At 70.8% G+C, this 16,479-nt stretch carries 16 protein-coding genes; 7 read left to right on the forward strand and 9 right to left on the reverse strand.

Translation table 11 applies throughout. From position 1 onward, the window contains the following. Positions 1 to 18 precede the first annotated feature (18 nt). The 3 genes from BKA15_RS12775 to BKA15_RS12785 are packed head-to-tail and all read right to left on the reverse strand — an operon-like array spanning position 19 to position 3,964. The gene (locus BKA15_RS12775; RefSeq protein WP_179751294.1) at positions 19 to 966 is read right to left on the reverse strand and encodes an ABC transporter permease; all 948 of its coding nucleotides are present in this window, start codon (positions 964 to 966) and stop codon (positions 19 to 21) included. Next, entirely contained in the window at positions 963 to 1,859 is an 897-nt protein-coding gene (locus BKA15_RS12780) for an ABC transporter permease (protein WP_179751296.1), read from the reverse strand. Before BKA15_RS12780 ends, BKA15_RS12775 begins: the two co-directional genes overlap by 4 nt. After that, entirely contained in the window at positions 1,856 to 3,964 is a 2,109-nt protein-coding gene (locus tag BKA15_RS12785; RefSeq protein ID WP_218871278.1) for a dipeptide ABC transporter ATP-binding protein, read from the reverse strand. The genes BKA15_RS12780 and BKA15_RS12785 overlap by 4 nt, the downstream gene beginning before the upstream one ends. A gap of 128 nt (positions 3,965 to 4,092) precedes the next feature. Here BKA15_RS12785 and BKA15_RS12790 point away from each other — a divergent pair, with 128 nt between their 5' ends. Next, complete coding sequence (locus BKA15_RS12790) at positions 4,093 to 4,830, forward strand: FadR/GntR family transcriptional regulator (RefSeq protein ID WP_218871280.1); 738 nt, start codon at positions 4,093 to 4,095, stop codon at positions 4,828 to 4,830. Positions 4,831 to 4,862: 32 nt separating this feature from the next. Here the strand turns inward: BKA15_RS12790 and BKA15_RS12795 are convergent, their stop codons facing one another. Both BKA15_RS12795 and BKA15_RS12800 read right to left on the reverse strand, forming a co-directional pair. Further along, the gene (locus BKA15_RS12795; protein WP_376766829.1) at positions 4,863 to 6,023 is read right to left on the reverse strand and encodes a glucuronyl esterase domain-containing protein; all 1,161 of its coding nucleotides are present in this window, start codon (positions 6,021 to 6,023) and stop codon (positions 4,863 to 4,865) included. 35 nt (positions 6,024 to 6,058) lie between these two features. Beyond that, complete coding sequence (locus tag BKA15_RS12800; RefSeq protein ID WP_179751302.1) at positions 6,059 to 6,922, reverse strand: helix-turn-helix transcriptional regulator; 864 nt, start codon at positions 6,920 to 6,922, stop codon at positions 6,059 to 6,061. A gap of 127 nt (positions 6,923 to 7,049) precedes the next feature. Here BKA15_RS12800 and BKA15_RS12805 point away from each other — a divergent pair, with 127 nt between their 5' ends. Both BKA15_RS12805 and BKA15_RS12810 read left to right on the forward strand, forming a co-directional pair. Next, positions 7,050 to 7,811 (forward strand): phytanoyl-CoA dioxygenase family protein, encoded by a 762-nt coding sequence (locus BKA15_RS12805; RefSeq protein WP_179751304.1) that lies wholly within the window; start codon positions 7,050 to 7,052, stop codon positions 7,809 to 7,811. Between the two features lie 9 nt (positions 7,812 to 7,820). Further along, entirely contained in the window at positions 7,821 to 8,435 is a 615-nt protein-coding gene (locus tag BKA15_RS12810) for a 2'-5' RNA ligase family protein (protein WP_179751306.1), read from the forward strand. A 245-nt stretch (positions 8,436 to 8,680) separates the two neighbouring features. Here the strand turns inward: BKA15_RS12810 and uidA are convergent, their stop codons facing one another. Next, a complete protein-coding gene (gene uidA / locus BKA15_RS12815; RefSeq protein ID WP_179751308.1) occupies positions 8,681 to 10,465 on the reverse strand; it encodes a beta-glucuronidase in 1,785 nt (594 codons plus the stop codon). A 147-nt stretch (positions 10,466 to 10,612) separates the two neighbouring features. On the opposite strand from uidA, the gene BKA15_RS12820 reads away from it, so the two are divergent. Beyond that, positions 10,613 to 11,800, forward strand: a complete 1,188-nt coding sequence (locus BKA15_RS12820) for an enolase C-terminal domain-like protein (RefSeq protein WP_179751310.1) — start codon at positions 10,613 to 10,615, stop codon at positions 11,798 to 11,800. Positions 11,801 to 11,814: 14 nt separating this feature from the next. On the opposite strand, the gene BKA15_RS12825 is transcribed toward BKA15_RS12820, so the two are convergent. Then, positions 11,815 to 12,216 (reverse strand): VOC family protein, encoded by a 402-nt coding sequence (locus BKA15_RS12825; RefSeq protein WP_179751312.1) that lies wholly within the window; start codon positions 12,214 to 12,216, stop codon positions 11,815 to 11,817. Between the two features lie 93 nt (positions 12,217 to 12,309). Further along, positions 12,310 to 13,779, reverse strand: coding sequence for an arylsulfatase (locus BKA15_RS12830; protein WP_312878993.1), 1,470 nt, complete (start codon positions 13,777 to 13,779; stop codon positions 12,310 to 12,312). Between the two features lie 160 nt (positions 13,780 to 13,939). Here BKA15_RS12830 and BKA15_RS12835 point away from each other — a divergent pair, with 160 nt between their 5' ends. From BKA15_RS12835 to BKA15_RS12845, 3 genes are all read left to right on the forward strand, one after another. After that, positions 13,940 to 14,404, forward strand: a complete 465-nt coding sequence (locus BKA15_RS12835) for an SRPBCC domain-containing protein (protein WP_179751314.1) — start codon at positions 13,940 to 13,942, stop codon at positions 14,402 to 14,404. Beyond that, positions 14,401 to 14,736 carry an ArsR/SmtB family transcription factor gene (locus tag BKA15_RS12840; RefSeq protein WP_179751316.1) on the forward strand — a complete coding sequence of 112 codons (336 nt, stop codon included), beginning with the start codon at positions 14,401 to 14,403 and terminating at the stop codon, positions 14,734 to 14,736. Before BKA15_RS12835 ends, BKA15_RS12840 begins: the two co-directional genes overlap by 4 nt. A 99-nt stretch (positions 14,737 to 14,835) precedes the next feature. Further along, positions 14,836 to 15,288 (forward strand): SRPBCC family protein, encoded by a 453-nt coding sequence (locus BKA15_RS12845; protein ID WP_179751318.1) that lies wholly within the window; start codon positions 14,836 to 14,838, stop codon positions 15,286 to 15,288. Here the strand turns inward: BKA15_RS12845 and BKA15_RS12850 are convergent, their stop codons facing one another. Beyond that, complete coding sequence (locus BKA15_RS12850; RefSeq protein WP_179751320.1) at positions 15,289 to 16,404, reverse strand: ROK family transcriptional regulator; 1,116 nt, start codon at positions 16,402 to 16,404, stop codon at positions 15,289 to 15,291. Positions 16,405 to 16,479: the final 75 nt, after the last annotated feature.

Consider the following 16,479-nt stretch of genomic DNA (forward strand, 5'->3'; position numbering starts at 1 on the left):
GTTGCGGTGAAGGAGAAGTCAGGTGAGTCGGATGCGCGGGTCGAGCAGGCCGTAGATCACGTCGACCAGCAGGTTGAGCAACAGGAAGGTGGCGACGACGAACAGCACGCCGCCCTGGACCAGGGCGTAGTCGCGTTCCCCGATCGCGGTGTAGAGCAGCCGGCCGAGGCCGGGATAGTTGAAGACGGCCTCGATGACGACGGTGCCGCCGAGGAAGGCGCCGAGCTGCAGCCCGACCACGGTGACCGTCGGCAGCGCCGCGTTGCGCAGGGCGTGCCGCCGGATCACGTCCCGCTCCGGCACACCCTTGGCCCGGGCGGTCCGGATGTAGTCCTGGCCCATCACCTCGCCGAGCGAGGTGGCCAGGAACCGGGCGGTGACGCTCGACGTGTGGACCGCGATCGCCGCCGCCGGCAGGATCGTGCTGCGCAGGGCGGCGACCGGGTTCTGCCAGATCGGGACGAAGTCGCTGGAGGCGGGCAGCCAGCGCAGCTGGACCGCGAGCACGATGATCAACAACAGGCCGAGCCAGAACGCCGGGACGGCCAAACCTGCCGTGAGATAGCCCTGCAGCAGCCGGCCGGCGAGCGACCGGGGCCGCAGCGCCACCACGATGCCGACCGGCACCGCGATGATCAAGGTCAGCACCAGGGTGCAACCGGCCAGCTGCACGGTGGCCGGGATCCGCTCCAGCAGTCCGGTGAGCACGGGCTCGCCCGAGTAGTAGGAGACCCCGAGATCGCCGCTCAGCGCATGGCTCAGCCAGACCCCGTACTGCGCCAGGAAGGGCTGGTCCAGGCCCATCCGGGCCCGGGTCGCGGCCAGCTCCGCCTCGGAGGCGTCCGGGCCGAGTAGCACCGTGGCCGGATCGCCGGGCAGCAGCAGCACGAACGCCCAGACGGCGATCGAGCCGAGCACCAGCACCACCGCGAACTGCAGCAGCCGCCGGATCAGGTAGCTGGTCACACCGCACCCCCGCCCAGGCCGCCGGTCGTGCCGCGGCGGCCGCCGCCGACCACGAGCTGCAGACCTCGTCCGATCCGGTCCAGGAAGAACACCGTCGCGGCCAGACAGAGGCCGGGGAACAGTCCGTACGTCGGGCTCTGATAGAGGTACGACCGCGCGTCCTGCAGCATGCCGCCCCAGGACGGCGCCGGCGGCGGGGTGCCCAGGCCGAGGAAGCTCAGCCCGGCCTCGACCACCACCGCCGTCGACGCGGTGATCACGAACTGGACCAGGATCGGGCCGATCACGTTCGGCAGCACGGTGCGGATCATCGTGTCCGGCGTGCTGGCGCCCATCCCCTTGGCCGCCAGGACGAAGTCGCGCTCCCGTAGCTCGAGGGTCGCCACCCGGGTCAGCCGGGCGAACTCCGGGATCGCGCCGATGCCGATCGCCAAGATCAGGTTCAGCCGGCCCGGACCGAGCACCGCGATGATCACCAACGCGAGCAGGATCCCGGGTACCGCGAGCAGCAGGTCGACCACCCGCATCGCGACGCCGTCGGCCCACCGGCCCAGGTAGCCGGCCACCAGCCCGAGCGGGACGCCGATCCCGGCCCCGACCGCGGCGGCACCGGCCGCGACGATCAAGGACGCCCGCGCCCCGTGGATCATCCGGGACGCGATGTCCCGGCCGAGTTGGTCGGTGCCGAGCAGGTGCGCGCCGGACGGGCCGAGCAACGGCGTGCCGTCCTGGGCGGCCGGGTCGTACGGAGCCACGACCGGCGCCAGCAGGGCCAGCAGCGCGATCGTGGTCAGCCCGGTCGCGCCGACGACCGCGGAGCGGGACGCCGCGAACCGGCGCACCGCACCGAATCGTCGTCGCTGGACGACCGGAAGGTTGGTGGTGGTGATCATGAAGCGACCTCCTCGGCGAAGTGGCAGGCCGTGAACCCGCCGGAGATCGGTCGCAGTTCGGGCTCCTCCTCGACGCAGCGGGGCGCGGCGAGCGGGCACCGGGTCCGGAACCGGCAGCCGGACGGCGGGTTCACCGGGCTCGGCACGTCGCCGCCCAACGGCACCCGGCGCCGGTCCTCCCGGCCGACCGGGTCCGGGACCGGCACCGAGGCCAGCAGCGAGCGGGTGTACGGATGCCGCGGATCGTCATACACCCGGGCCGCGGGGCCGGACTCGACGATCTTGCCGAGGTACATCACCGCGACCTCGTCGGCGACCTGGCGGACCACCGACAGGTCGTGGCTGACGAACAGGTAGGCCATCCCGGACTCCCGCTGCAGGTCGGCCAGCAGGTTCAGCACCTGGGCCTGGACCGACACGTCGAGCGCGGACACCGGCTCGTCCAAGATCAACAACTGCGGCTTCGAGGCCAGCGCCCGGGCGATCGCGACCCGCTGCCGCTGGCCGCCGGAGAACTCCGCCGGGAACCGGTCGACATACTCGGGTCGCAGCCCGACCCGGTCGAACAGTTCGCGGACCTGGGCCCGCCTTTGCGCCTGGGGCAAGCTTTGTAAACGGAGCGGTTCAGCCACGTTGTCGCCGACGGAAAGTCGCGGGTTCAGCGAGGCGTACGGATCCTGGAAGACCAGCTGGGCCCGCCGCCGGATCCGCCGCAGCCCCGCCCGGCCCGCCGCGGCGACGTCCTCCCCCTCGACCAGGACCACGCCACCGGTCGGCTCCACCAGCCGCAGCACCAGCCGGGCCAGCGTCGTCTTGCCGCAGCCGGACTCGCCGACCAGGCCGAGCGTGCCGCCGGCCGGGATCCGCAGCGAGACCCCGTCCACCGCGTGCACCCAGGACGCGGCCCGGGTCAGCACCCCGGTCCGGACCGGGAACCGGGCCACCGCCTCCCGTACCTCCAAGGTGGGCTGCGCACGGCTCACCGCGGGCTGAGCCTGTCGAAGCCCTTCACCCTCCGAGGCGGGCTGAGCCTGTCGAAGCCCCGCGACCTCTTCTGGGAAGTGACAGGCGCTCGCGCCTGCGCCGGCTTCGTCGGCCCGCAGCTCCGGCCGGGTCGTCAGGCAGAGATCACGCCCGCGCGCGACCGGGCAGCGCGGTGCGAAGGCGCAGCCGGGCGGGAGTTCGGTGAGGTCCGGCGGCTGGCCGGGGATCGGCAGCAGCCGCTCCCCGGATCCGTTGAGCCGGGGCAGCGCCCGCAGCAACGCCGCCGTGTACGGATGCTGCGGCCGGGTGAAGATCGACGTGACATCGCCGGTCTCGACGATCCGGCCGGCGTAGGTGACGGCGACCCGGTCGGCGGTCTCGGCGACGACGCCCAGGTCGTGCGTGATCAGCACGACCCCGGCCCCGGTCTCCTCCCGGGCCAACCGCAGCACATCGAGGATCTGCGCCTGAACGCTCACATCCAGCGCCGTCGTCGGCTCGTCCGCGATCAACACCTTGGGCCGGTTGGCGATCGCCATCGCGATCATGACCCGCTGGCACATGCCGCCGGAGAACTGGTGCGGATACTGGTCGTACCGGGCCTGCGGATGAGGCACACCGACCAGTTCAAGCAACTGAACGACCCGGTCCCGGGCGGCGCCGGCGGTCAGGGCCCGGTCGTGCACCCGGAGCGCCTCGGCGATCTGATCACCGACCCGCTGGACCGGGTTCAGGGCGGAGATCGCGTCCTGGAAGATCATCGCGACGTCCCGCCCGAGCCGGCGCCGCACCTCGACCTCCGGCAGCCCGAGCAGGTCGATCCCGCCGAGCATCACCTCGCCAGAGACCCGGTCCAGGGTGGAGCGGGGCAGCAGGCCGAGCGCGGCGAGCACCGTGACGCTCTTGCCCGAGCCGCTCTCCCCGACCACTCCGAGCGTCTCGCCGCCGTACACCTCGTAGGTCATCTCGTCGACCGCGCGCAGCGCGCCCGCCGGCGTCGCGAACTCGACCACCAGGTCCCGCACTGCGAGCACCGGCCGGCCCCGGTCGGGTGCGGCCGCGCCGGCGCGACGGTCGGCGATCCCGTCCCGGACGGCGCTACCGAGGGCTCCACCTGACACCGATGGCCTCCTTCGGCCTCCACGTTTCTGCAAGATGTCCTACAGCTTTCGACCGTAGGCTACGGTGTCCCGGACGTCAAGATTCTGATAGATATCCTACAAATTCTGGTACCGGAGGTGGCGCGGACGTGGTCGAGCAGGAGGACGCGCGGCCGGCGTTCCGGCGACTGGATCAGGCCCGCCCGCTGCACCTGGTCGTACAGCAGGAGATCCGGGCCTACATCCTCGACCAGGGCCTGCGGCCCGGCGACCCGCTCAAGCCCGAGGCCGAGCTGGCCCGGCTGTTCGGGGTCAGCCGCAGCTCGGTCCGCGAGGCGGTCAAGGCGCTGGAGTCGATCGGGGTCCTGGAGACCCGGCGCGGCAGCGGCGTCTACGTCGGCGGCTTCTCGTTCGCGCCGCTGTTCGATCACTTGCACTACGGCCTGCTGCAGGAGCACCGGGCCCTGCGCGAACTGGTCGCCCTGCGCAAGGCCCTGGAGGCCGACCTGATCGCGGAGGCGATGCGGGTCATGTCACCCGGCACCGTCGCCGAGCTCCGGGAGAACCTGGACGAGATGCGTAACCTGGCCGAGCGGGGCGCCGGCTTCGCCGAGCAGGACCGCCGGTTCCACCAGTTGCTTTTCCGCGACCTGGGCAACAGCATGCTGCTCCGACTGTTCGACCAGTTCTGGCTCGCCTTCCACGCGGCCAGCCCGCCCCTGCGCGGCCGTACCCCGCTGGCCGCCTACCGCAGCCACGCCGCCATCCTCGAGACCGTCCTGAGCGGCGATCCGGATCGGGCTCGGGTCGCGATCCATGATCATTACCGCGGCATCGAGGCCAAGCTCGCGGATCCTGCCGAAGCGCAGCCAGGCCTGGCGCCCTGAGCAGCGGAGCACGTCGCCCGGCCGATGCCGGGTCAGCGCACCCAGCGGTCGGCGAAGTCGAGCCACGCAGCCCAGTCGAACGGCATCACGTCGTGCCCGCCGTCGCGCAGGTGATACCCGAGCGGCACGTCGTCGGGCTGCAGAATCGTTCCAGGCAACGGAAACTCGCCCGCCGTCGCCTCGGCGCCACCCGGCCAGGAGGCCGAGGCCTCTTGCCAGGAAAGGAACTCCCCTTCCGGGTCGGCGCCGGGATCGTCGCTCGCACTGGCCACGTACAACGGCCGTGGCGCGACGAGGGCCAGCAGGTCGGCCTGGTCGGGGATCTCACGCGGTGCGCCGTTGTGGATCTGCTGCCACTCCGCGGCGGTCTGCTGGAACCGAGGGGTGTACCAGTACGGGCGAACGTCGGCCAGCAGCTGCGGCGTCTCGCCCACGGCACGCGACGAAGCCGCTCCCGTACAACCCGAGTCGTTGCTGATCACCGCGGCCCAGCGAGGTTCGCAGGCGCCGGAGAACAGCGCCGTCTTGCCGAGCCTGGAGTGGCCGTGGGCGATCACCCGGGCCGGGTCGATCTCGGGCACCATCCCAGCCTCGAGGGCGTCCAGGACCCGCGACATGGTCCAGGCCCAGATCCCGATCGCACCCCACTCGGTCGGGCGGCGTTCCTGGTACGGGGAGCCGCCGAGCGTCCGGTGCGGGCCGGTGGCGAACACCTCGGGGGTGTCCGGTCCGAGTTGCCGGTAGCACCAGGTCACCGACGCGTACCCGCGACCGGTGATCGCCGCGAAGTCGAACCGGTGGGCCTGTTCGCCGCGCTCGGTCCGCTCGGCGGGACGGTCGCGGGCGAGCGACGGGCCGATCCGGTCGCCCGCGGTCGCATCGCCGGCGGGATCGGTGAGGTCGAGGACCGCCGGGTCGGGCGTGCAGGCGTGGTTGCCGGTGAAGTTCATCCCGAGGAAGCACGGTGCCGGCCGTTCGGCGGAGGCATCGTCGGGCAGGTGGATCAGCAGGGTGATCCGTGTCGGCGGCCCTTTCGGCGCCGTCAGGTCGAGGCGGACCTGGCGCCGGAGGCCGCCATCGGGACTCGGACCTTCCTCGAGCAGCCGCCAGGCCGGCGTGATCTCGGCCGCATTCGCCGGCGGGTCGCCGTACATCCGATCGGCGAAGAACTGGCGCACCTGGTCCGACGGCATCACAGCTGATCACTGTAGTGGCGCCCTTCGCGGCGCTACGAGCCGATCCGGTCGAAGGCGAGGCGGTGCCGGTAGTCCGAGGGCGAGATCCCGTAGACCTGGCGGAATCTGCGGCTGGCGTAGTTCGGGTCGGGCCAGCCGACGGCGCGGCCGATCGCGGCGATCGGGTCGTCGCTGCCGAGCAGCAGGACGGCGAAGCGTTCGGCCCGGCTCCGGGTGAGCCAGCCGAGCGGCGTGCTGCCGACCTCGGTCCGGAACAAGCGGTGCAACCTCGACGGCGAGACGGCGGCGGCCCGGGCCAGCTCCGCGACGGTCCACGGCCGGGCCAGGTCGCCGGTCATCGCGGTCAGGGCGAGCTGGACCGGCTGGGTGATCATGGACGTGCCGGCCGAGGCGATGGTCAGGCCCGCCAGTCGGCCGAGGGCGCAGCCGAGCAGGCTGCGCCGCACGATCGCCTCCTCCGGACCGGGTTCCGGGCGGTCCCGCCGCGGCCGGGCCAGTTGATCAAGCCAGCCGGTCACCTCGGCCAGCCGGTCCGGCGCCAGCGCGTCCGTCGAGGCCCCGCCGTGCAGCAGCAGCCGTACCAGCGAGGGATGGGCGAGGCACCAGGCCAGATCGGTCAGCAGCAGCCGCGGCCCGACGTAGACGTTGATCACGGTGCACCGCTCCGGCCGCAGGTACGCATGCCAGCTGCCCGGCCGGACCGCGACGACCTGACCGGGAATGATCATCCGGTCCCCGTCCGCGGTCCGGTGCACGGCGCGCCCGGCGACGACCAGGGCGAGCTCGATGAAGTCGTGGATGTGCGGGCCGACGGCACAGGGGATCGCGACCCGGTCGGCCAGGATCGGATAGTCGGCCTCGGTGAACACGTTCGGTTCCCGCCGGAGCAGCGTCATGGCGCCCGTTCCCTCCGCTGGAAGCAGGATCGTGCTAGGACGAGCCGAGTCTGTCCTGTTCTCGGCCGGGCTGACAAGGCCAGGATGGAGATCCACCGACTTCCTGCATGCAAAGGAGCTGCGCGCGATGACCACGACTGCGCCGGACACCAACCTGCTGGACCCCGAGACCGTCGCCGACTATCGCCGTGACGGTTTCGTCCGGATCACCGGAGTGCTCAACCCGGCGGAGGTCGAACGTTTCCGGGACGCGGCCAAGCAGCAGTACGAGACCGGCACCGCCCTGAACCGGGACGACCAGATCTTCAAGCAGGTGGTCAATGTCTGGACCACCGACGAGACCCTGCGCGATCTCACCCTGCACCCGAAGCTGGCCCGGCTGGCGACCGAACTGGCCGGCCTGCCGGTACGGATCTGGCACGACCACTTGTTGATCAAGAAGCCGCACAACCAGGCGCCGACGGAGTTCCACCAGGACGCGCCCTACTGGCCGCACGCGAACTGCCGGCACAGCCTCTCGGCCTGGGTCGCCCTGGTCGACGTACCGGTCGAGCGGGGTTGCATGACGTTCATCCCGGGGCAGCACGAGCGGCGCGACATCCGGCCGATCGACCTGAGCGACGCGCACGACCTGTTCGAGGCCGCGCCGGACCTGACCTGGCACCGGCGGGTCACCCTCCCGCTGCAGGCCGGCGATGTCACGTTCCACAACGGCTACACCCCGCACACCGCGAACTCCAACGACACCGATGAGTTCCGGTACGCGCACGTCAACATCTACGCCGATCGTGAACTGACCTATGACGGCAAGCCACACGTATGCACCGATCCGTTGAACCTCACGGTGGGCCAGCGCCTTCCCGATGATCATTTCCCGCAGGTCGGATAGTTTGACCGGGTGACCCACGCCGAGCAACTCCGGAATCACTGGTACTGGCGGCCGGGCTGGCGGGTCGGCACCCGCGGCTACTACTGGCATCTCACCTGGGACGGGCATTCCGAACTGCACCGCCTGGTTGACGAGTACCAGGCGGTGCTGGCCCCGTTCGCCGGCCTGGACCCGATCCCCCGGCCCTGGCTGCACCTGACGCTGCAGGGAATCGGCTTCACCGACGAGGTCTCCGATGATCAACTCGAGGAGCTGACCGACCGCGCCCGGTCCGCCATCGCCGGGCTCGGCCCGATCCGAGTGCGATTCGACCGCGTCCTGGTCTGGGGCGAGGCAGTGGTGCTGGCTCCGACTCCGGCCGAGCCGATCGAGGTTCTGCGGGCCGAACTGCGAGAACTGACCGGAGCGGTCACCGGAGCGACGCCGGGGCGCGACGACTTCTCGCCGCACGTCAGCTTCGCCTACGTCAACACCGACCAGCCAGCTGCCGAGGTGGTGGCCGCCGTCGAGAGCATCCAACCCGAACCGGCCGAGGTGATCATCGACACGGTGACGTTGCTGGAGCAGCACCGCGACAACGGCATGTACGAATGGAAGGTGCGGGACACCCTCCCCCTGACCTGATCGTCGTGACCGCACCGGACAGGTGACCGTTGGGGGGCACCGGCCATGTAGACCCCGGAACCGGGCACCAGGCAATCGGCGATCATGGCAGCACGCCAGCCCGATCAGCGAGACGAGGAACGCGAGCACAAGGCCGACGATGCCCAGCACTCGACCCGGATCCCGGTCCGGCCTGGCCGGCTCGCACGACCATGACATCTCCGTGGCCCGTTCGCCCGAACCGTTACGGCTGCCCGATCAGGTGATCATCGGGGTGCGCCGCGGCCGCCCGGCGCGGTCCAGCGCTCGCGGAGCAGGTGGGCGGCTGCCTTGGGGTCGCGGGAGCGGGTGAAGACGCCCTTCTTGTTGCCGTCCACCCGGTGGATGCCCGGCGCGGTCCGGAAGTCGGCGAAGTTCCAGACCTGTTCGCCGACGAAGCCGTCGATCCTGTCGAAGACCCGGTGGTACATCCGGAGCAGGTCGGCCTGATACTCCTCGGTCCACGGCACGTCCCAGACGGAGTGCAGCCCGGGCATCGCGTCCGCACCGTACTCGGTCATCATGATCGGCTTGCCGTGCCGCTCCACCCAACGGCGAAGATCAGCTTCCAGCTTGACCTCCGCCGAGGCCAGGTCGCCGTTGGCCACATACCAACCGTGGTAGCGATTCAGGCAGATCACGTCGAACAGGTCGGCGATCTGATCTTGGTCCGGCCCGGCGAACATCACGTTCGCGTACGTGATCGGCCGGGTCGGGTCGAGCTCGCGGGCCAGGGTGGCCAGCGGCTCGAAGTAGGCCCGGGCGCCGTCCTCCTGGGAGGCCGGCTCGTTGGTCAGGCACCACATCACGACGCTCGGGTGGTTCTTGTCCCGGTTGATCAACTCCCGGATCGCCTGTGCATGCGCGGCCCGGGTCTCGTCGTTGATCGTCTCCGGCGAGAACGTCGGCAGCGGCGGCCGCCCGGTCAGTCCGCCGCCCATGGCCAGGTTCAGGCCGACCGCGGCCGTCTCGTCGATCACCACGATCCCGTGCCGATCGGCGAAGTCGAGCACCTCCTCCGCGTACGGGTAGTGCGAGGTGCGGAACGAGTTCGCGCCGATCCAGTCGAGCAGCTGGAAGTCGTGCACCAGGTAGGCGTCGTCGTGGCCCTTGCCGCGCACGGCGGAGTCCTCGTGCTTGCCGAATCCCGTGAAATAGAACGGATCCCCGTTGATCAAGAACTCGGTGCCACGCACCTCGACGGTACGGATGCCGACCGGCACCGGATAGCTGTCGATCACCGCGTCGTCGACGAGCTCGACCAGCAGCGTGTACAGATAGCCGGCGCCGGGCCGCCAGAGGACCGCCTCCGGCACCCGCAGTTCCCCGCTCGGGCCGGCCGCCTCGGCGACCTGATCACCGTCCGCGTCGAGCAGCCGGACCCGGACCTCGGCCGGGCCGTCGGTCTCGACCGCGAAGCCGACCACGCCGGTCGTGCCCTCGATCGCCGTCGTGACGGTGACATCCTCGACATGGACCGGCGGCACGCTGAGCAGCCAGACCGAGCGGGGCAGCCCGGCGTAGTTGTAGAAGTCGTGCAGGTAGGTCTGCCGGCGCCGGCCGGCCGCGGTCGTCTCGACCCGGCCGGGCGGGATCGTCGTGTTGGTCAGTTCGCCGCTGACCGCGATGCTGAGCCGGAACTCTTCGCCCGGCCGGACCAGTTCGGTGACGTCGGCCTGGAACGGCGTGTAGCCGCCGGAGTGTTCCGCGACCAGGGCGTCGTCGACGTAGACCCGGCCGGCGTGGGTGGCGGCGTCGACCCGGACCAGCACGCGTTCGCCGGTCCAGCCCCGCGGCACCCGCACGGTCCGCTGGTACCAGACCCAGCCCACATGATCACGGATCGCCGGGTCGACGAACAGGTCGTTGTAGCTGGCCGGCACCGCCGCCTCGAGATCGCCGGCCAACGCTCCGCGCCAGGGCTCCGACCCGTCGGCCGGGTCGACGGCGAACCGCCACAGGCCGTCCAGCTTGATCGTCTCGCGGGTCGCGGTGTCCCGGGGCTTGAGCATCGTCGCGTCCTCCTCGTCGTGGGCGTCCAGGACAAGGTACGTGACCGATGATGATCACCACCATGTCCCGGCAGGAAGGACGAGACCGGTCACGGCCGGCGCGACCTGCCTACGATGCTGCGGAGATCCGAGACCCGGAGGCATCCGATGGCGCAGTCAGAGCAGACCACGGCCCGCGACACGACGGCCTCGGCGGCGACCAAGATCACCAGGGTCGAGTTGATCATGTTCAGCTACCCGATGGTCGGCGTCGCCGGCGGCGTCGACCAGCCCGGAGTGACCACCCACCGCAGCCGGATGGCCGTGACGATCGAGACCGCCGACGGAGCCGTCGGCAGCTACGTCGGCGGCCAGGGCAACTCGATGGCCCAGGCCGCGGCCTGTGCCCGGGCGGTGATCGGGCTGGACTGCTTCGCCCGCGAGCTCGCGTACGAGCGGATCCGGCGGCAGCTCCGCAAGGAGGACCGGATGGGCGCCGGCGTGATCGACATCGCCCTGTGGGACCTGGCCGGCCGACGGCTGGGTGCGTCCGTCTCCGCGCTGCTCGGCGGAGGCCGGGACCGGTTGAAGGCCTACGCCAGCACTTGGTTCGGCGGTGACACCGGCGGTCTGGCCAGCCCCGAGGCGTACGCCGACTTCGCGGAAGCCTGCTACGACAAGGGTTACCGGGCGTTCAAGATCCACGGCTGGCAGGACGGCGGCATCGAGCGGGACATCGCCGCCGTGCTCGAGCTGGGCCGCCGGGTCGGCGGCCGGATGGCGCTGATGCACGACTCCGGCTGCAGCTTCCGGACGTTCGCCGATGCCCTGGCGGTGGGCCGGGCCTGCGACGCGGCCGGCTTCTTCTGGTACGAGGATCCGTACAGCGACGGCGGGCTGGCCGCGCACTCACACCGCCGGCTTCGGGAGTTGATCAAGACCCCGCTGCTGCTCGGCGAGCACGTCCGCGGCCTGGAGTCGCTGGCCAATCTCGTGCTGGCCGACGGCACCGACTTCGTCCGCGCCGATCCGGACTTCGACATCGGGATCACCGGCACGATGAAGATCGCGCACTTCGCCGAGGCGCTCGGCCTCGACGTCGAATTGCACGCCCCTGGCCCGGCGCAGCGGCACTGCATGGCAGCCATCCGCAACACGAACTACTACGAGCTGTCCATGGTCGGCCCGTCCGGCGCACACTTCAGTGCCCCGGTCTACACCTGCGGGTATTCCGATCATCTGGACGACGTCGCTCCGGACGGCACCTTCCCGGTCCCGACCGGGCCGGGGCTCGGCGTGAGCTACGACTGGGATTACATCCGCAGCCACGCCTCGGCCCAGTTGGTCGTCGAGTGATCATCAGCGGGTGATCATGCTTGCGCGGAGCGGACCTCGCTGACGTACAGCGTGTTGCCGTCGGGATCGCGGAAGTCGAACATCGGCGGCACGCCGGGCCAGGCCAGCAGTTCGTCGACCGCGACGTCCTGACCGGCGAGATCGGTGTGCAGCGCGGTCGCGTCCTCGGTGGTGAACCGGATCCCGGTGTCCACTCCGGCGGGATGACCGTCGCCCGCCGGGACCAGCGCGACCGTCGTCGCCGAGCGCGGCAGCCCGACCTCGATCCAGCGGCCGCCGAGTTGTGGCAGCGGCGTGTCGAGCAGTTTCTCGAAGCCGAGCACCTCGGTGTAGAACTCCAGCGCTCGGTCCTGGTCGGTGACCGGGATGCCCACGGTCCGTACGCTCTCCAGCCGGGCCTTTGACGATGCGTTCATGTTCGGTTTCCTCCTCGGTTCAGTTGCCTACACCAAGATGACGACCCGACCACACTCCGATCGACAGCCTCCGGGAACTTTCCCGATATCGGCTTATGGGCGGTCCGACGGCGCCGCCGGTGAACTCAGCGTGGCCCGGACCGGGCGGCCGGGGATCAGCCGGTGCCCGTCGGTGAAGCCCTCCTCGCGCCCGGCGAGTTCGGTGATCAACTGCGCCCGCCAGTACGCGAGCCGGTCGGCCCGGTCGGCGCGGCCGGCGAGATCGCAGCGTTCCTCGGGATCGGCGACCAGGTCGAACAGCTGCTCGCGGCCGTCCCCGCTGAGCCAGACGTACTTCTCGCGGCCGTCGGTGAACCACTGGAAGGACTGGCCGAGCATCGCATGCTCACCGTGCAGCCGGGGCCGCCAGGTGATCTTCTCGCCCCGCGCAAGGGGCAGGAAGGAACGCCCCTCCACCCGGTCCGGGATCGGCAGGCCGGCGCAGTCGAGCAGGGTCGGCATCACGTCGCGCAGCTCGACCAGGTGATCATGAACGCCGCCGGCCGGAACACCCGGACCGCTGAGCAGCATCGGGATCCGCGCCGAGCCCTCGTACGGGAAGCCCTTCCGGAACAGCAGATGATCACCGAGCATCTCGCCGTGGTCGGACACGAAGCAGACGTACGTGTCGTCGCGGACGCCATAATGCACCACCTCCTCGAGCAGCCGGTTCAGTTGCTGATCGACATGGGACATGTGGCCCCAGTAGCCCGCCCGAGCCCGGCGCAGGTCGTCCGGCGCGATCCGGCCGTGGAACGACCGCGAGTCGTGCGGTGCCGCCACGGAGGCGAACGCGTCGGCCCAGTCACCGACCGGCGGCTTCGGTGCCGCGGCATCGCGGTACTGATCGAAGGCCCAGGCCGGCGGGTCGTACGGCGGATGCGGCGCGTTGAACGAGGCGAACAGGAAGAACGGCTTGGTCGGGTCGCGCCGGCGCAGGAAGTCGATCGCCTGCTCGGCGACGAAGTTGGTCGGATGGACCGACTCCGGCTTGTCCCACGGCCGGGCCACCCAGGAGTTGCTGTCCAGTCCGTGATCATGGAACGTGGCGTCCCGGCCGAGACGTTGTCGCAGCCAGGGCAGGTAGTCGTCGACCAGGTCGGGATCGATCCCGCGCCGCCGGGCCGACCGGATGATGCCGAGCGGGCTGTGCAGGATCACGTTCTGGAAGCCGAGTTGCGAGCGCTCCGGGAAGAAGTGCATCTTGCCGACCGCCTGGGTTTGATAACCGTGCCGGGTCAGTTCAGAGGCGAGCGTCACCGGGTAGGTCCACGGAACATGATCCTGGTAACCGACCCGGCCGTGCGTCGCCGGCCGCTGCCCGGTCAGCAGCGACGCCCGGGCCGGCGTGCAGGTCGGCGCGGCCGAGTAGGCCCTGGTGAAGCGGGACCCGGAGGCGGCGAGCGCGTCCAGGTACGGGGTCCGGACGACCGGGTGACCGGCCACGCCGAGCGAGTCCCCGCGCCACTGGTCGACCATCAGGAGCACAAGGTTCGGCCGGTTCGTCGTCAGCCGGATCACCACCCCGGAGTGATAAAGCGCATTGGTACGGGTCGCGGACCATTGAAGGCCGGACCGCACGCCCCGTCAATGATCACTCGATTCGCAACCACTAGTTGCACATCCACCGATCCTGGCGTACCTTCATCTGCAACCAAAGGTTGCGAAAGCAGAGGAGCGTCCCATGCCGTACGAGAGCATCGAGCGGGAGATCCGGATCGAGGCGAGCCCCGAGGTCGTGTACCAGGTGATCAGCACGCCCGAACACCTGCGGGAGTGGTGGCCGGACGAGGCCGACCTCGCCCCGACGCCCGGCGCCGTCGGCTCGGTCACGTTCGGCGACCCGGCCGACCCTGCGGCCCATGTCGTGCCGCTCACGGTGATCGAGGCGGACCCGCCGCGCCGGTTCGCGTTCCGCTGGGTGCACGACGACGGCGTACCCGCGGCAGCGGACAACTCGTTCCTGGTCACCTTCGACCTGATCCCCGCCGACGGGGGCACCCTGCTGCGGTTCTCCGAGACCGGCTTCCAGGACCAGGGCTGGAAACCGGACCTGGTCGAGGCGACCCACCGCGACCACAGCAACGGCTGGGACCACTTCCTGCCCCGGCTCGCTGCCTACGCGCCCCGGCTGGTCTCCCGGCCGTGAGCACGACCATCGATGACGAGCTCTGGTCCGCCGTCGGCGACCCGACCCGGCGGCGCATGCTGGATTTGCTGCTGGCCGACGGCGGCGGCACCGCCACCTCGCTGAGTGATCAACTTCCGGTGACCCGGCAGGCGGTCGCCAAACACCTCGCCGTGCTGGACCGGGTCGGCCTCGTCCACGCGACCGCGGCCGGACGGGAACGCCGCTACGTCGTCGACGAGGCCCGCCTCGCCCGCGCCGTCGCCCAGCTCGCCAGCGTCGGCGACGCCTGGGACGCCCGGCTGCAGCGGATCAAGCGGATCGCCGAGGCGATCGAGCGCACCAACCACTGAACCCGAACCACCCACACACACACGACACCGCGGCAGCCGCCGCGGTGCGGACCACCACGCCCGAAACCGGGCACTCACCCCACAGAAAGAGTGATCATCATGGTCGACATCCTGCACCGGGTCGGCATCCTCGCCACCCCCGATCAGGTCTTCGACGCCCTGACCACCATCGACGGCCTGGCCGGCTGGTGGACCGTGGACACCAAAGGAGACCCCAACCCCGGCGGCGTGATCGAGTTCCGCTTCGAGGGCGCACCGCCGCCCGCCGGGTTCGACATCCGGGTCCTGGACACCGCACCGGGCCGCCGGGTCGGCTGGCAGGTCGTCGCCGGCCCCGACGAGTGGATCGACACGAAGATCAACTTCGAGCTCTCCGAGGAGGACGGTTTCACCATCGTCCTGTTCAGCCACACCGATTGGCGCGAGGCAGGACCGTTCATGCACCACTGCAGCACCAAGTGGGCGACGTTCCTGCTCAGCCTCAAGCAGCTGGCGGAGACCGGCACCGGCGAGCCGGCACCGAACGACGTCAAGATCAGCAACTGGCACTGATCAAGGTCTGGCCAGCACCTCCCGGCGGAGCGCCGTCAGGGCGAACTCGCGGACCGCGGTCAACGGAGCATCGGCGGCGGCCGTCGCGGACCGGACCGCGGTCCGCCGGGGCTGGTCGCGCAGCCGCTCGAGCACGGCCGTGATCAGCCGTTCGTCGGTGCCCCAGGACCCGCCGACGATGATCAACTCCGGATCGGTCAGCGAGATGATCGTGACCAGGACCCCGCAGACCGCCGCCACCACCGCGTCGGCCGTCGCCGTCGGCTCCGGTCCGGTGCCGGCCAACCGCCGCAGCAGCAGGGGTACGTCGATCGCGGACGAGCCGGGCCGGTGCAGCCCGAGCCGTTCGAACACCGCGGTGAAGGGCAGAGCCCGGCCGTCCGGTCCGATGGTGACCACGTGCGACACCTCGCCCGCGATGCCACCGGCGCCCCGCCGGACGGCGCCGTCGCTGACGATCGCCGCGCCGAGCCCGGCACCGAGATAGAGATAGACGAAGTCGGCCGGGCCGCCGTCCTCGAGCTCGGCCCGGGCCGCCCAGTGCACGTCGTTGTCCACGGTGACCGGACCGGAAACGTACGGGGCGAGCACGGCCGGCGGATCGAGCTCGCCGACCAGGAAGGGCGAGTCGGGCAGTTCGACCAGCCGCCCGGTGGCGCGATCGACCGGATCGGCCGCGCTGACGACCGCGAGCCGGGCCGGCCCGGTGTCCCCGATCGCTCGTTCCGCGGCGCGAGCCAGGGCGGCGGCGACGCCGTCCGGCTCCGGATCGGCCGGAACCTCCTCGACGGCCCGGGCCAGGGTCGCACCGGACAGCTCGAGCCGTTCCGCCACGATCGCGGCCGCGGTGACCTCGACGGCGAGCGCCGCGCCGAGTCCGTCGGCGAGCGCGAAATAGGACCCGGACCGGCCGCGCCCGGTGGACCGTTCGCCGGTGTCCCGCAGCAGGCCCTCGTCGGTCAGCCGCCGCACGCTCTCGGCGATCGTCGGCTTGGAGATGCCGGTCCGGGCGGACAGCTCGGCCCGGGTCAGCCGGCCGGCCGCGACCAACTCGTTCAGGACGTGCTCGTCGGTCAGCGACCGGAGCAGGCCCAGCGACGGTTTGGCCAGGGTCACGGGCCGAGCCTAGAAGGCCGGGTCCTACTTTGGGAAGGACTCTTGCCCAAACCGCCGACGCTGTCGTACCTTGAT

This window comes from Microlunatus parietis, from assembly GCF_013407955.1.
GTDB lineage: Bacteria > Actinomycetota > Actinomycetes > Propionibacteriales > Propionibacteriaceae > Microlunatus > Microlunatus parietis.

Excerpts from the sequence above, each read along its gene's own strand:
- BKA15_RS12835 (WP_179751314.1), top strand. The coding sequence starts at position 13,940 with ATGCCGTACGAGAGCATCGAGCGGGAGATCCGGATCGAGGCGAGCCCC.
- BKA15_RS12780 (WP_179751296.1), bottom strand. The coding sequence starts at position 1,859 with ATGATCACCACCACCAACCTTCCGGTCGTCCAGCGACGACGATTCGGT.
- BKA15_RS12805 (WP_179751304.1), top strand. The coding sequence starts at position 7,050 with ATGACCACGACTGCGCCGGACACCAACCTGCTGGACCCCGAGACCGTC.
- BKA15_RS12845 (WP_179751318.1), top strand. The coding sequence starts at position 14,836 with ATGGTCGACATCCTGCACCGGGTCGGCATCCTCGCCACCCCCGATCAG.
- uidA (WP_179751308.1), bottom strand. The coding sequence starts at position 10,465 with ATGCTCAAGCCCCGGGACACCGCGACCCGCGAGACGATCAAGCTGGAC.
- BKA15_RS12800 (WP_179751302.1), bottom strand. The coding sequence starts at position 6,922 with ATGACGCTGCTCCGGCGGGAACCGAACGTGTTCACCGAGGCCGACTAT.
- BKA15_RS12820 (WP_179751310.1), top strand. The coding sequence starts at position 10,613 with ATGGCGCAGTCAGAGCAGACCACGGCCCGCGACACGACGGCCTCGGCG.
- BKA15_RS12795 (WP_376766829.1), bottom strand. The coding sequence starts at position 6,023 with ATGCCGTCGGACCAGGTGCGCCAGTTCTTCGCCGATCGGATGTACGGC.
- BKA15_RS12825 (WP_179751312.1), bottom strand. The coding sequence starts at position 12,216 with ATGAACGCATCGTCAAAGGCCCGGCTGGAGAGCGTACGGACCGTGGGC.